Source organism: Methylobacterium sp. CCH5-D2, assembly GCF_001556475.1.
In the GTDB taxonomy this organism is placed as follows: domain Bacteria; phylum Pseudomonadota; class Alphaproteobacteria; order Rhizobiales; family Beijerinckiaceae; genus Methylobacterium; species Methylobacterium hispanicum.
This window is the reverse complement of the sequence record NZ_LSIX01000679.1, coordinates 1-663: the sequence shown is the minus strand read 5'-3', so window position 1 is coordinate 663 and position 663 is coordinate 1. Positions and strand designations below refer to the sequence as shown.

Here is a 663-nt window from a genome sequence, read left to right as displayed (position 1 = left end):
CGGCGGTCGTGCGGGCCGCGGAGGAGCGCGGCGTCGCGACCGCCGCCGTCGCCGACTTCGAAAGCCCGACCGGCAAGGGCGCGTTCGGCACCGTGGAGGGGCGCCGGGTTGCGCTCGGCAACGCGGCCTTCCTGCGCGAGCATGGCGTGGACGTGTCGGCATATGCGGCAGGGGCGGACGAACTGAGGCGAGACGGCGCGACCGCGATCTTCGCCGCCGTCGACGGACGGGTGGCGGGCGTCATCGCCATCGCCGACCCCGTCAAGGCGACGACCGCGGAGGCGCTGGCGGCGCTCCGGACCGAGGGCATCCGGGTGGTGATGCTGACCGGCGACAACCGCACCACCGCCGAGGCCGTCGCCCGCCGCCTCGGCATCGAGGAGGTCGAGGCGGAGGTGCTGCCCGACCGGAAGGCCGCCGTGGTCGAGCGCTACAAGGCGGCCGGGCAGGTGGTCGCCATGGCGGGCGACGGCGTCAACGACGCCCCCGCGCTCGCCGCGGCGGACGTCGGCATCGCGATGGGCACCGGCACGGACGTGGCCATCGAGAGCGCCGGCCTGACGCTGCTCAAGGGCGACTTGATGGGGATCGTGCGGGCGCGGCGCCTTTCGAAGGCGGTGATGGGCAACATCCGCCAGAACCTGTTCTTCGCCTTCGTCTACA

General features: G+C 73.9%; 1 protein-coding gene. It reads left to right on the top strand.

The window, feature by feature from the left end; genetic code table 11:
* Positions 1-663, top strand: a 663-nt coding sequence (locus tag AX737_RS17965) for an HAD-IC family P-type ATPase (protein ID WP_156453812.1), incomplete at both ends; no start/stop codon positions are given.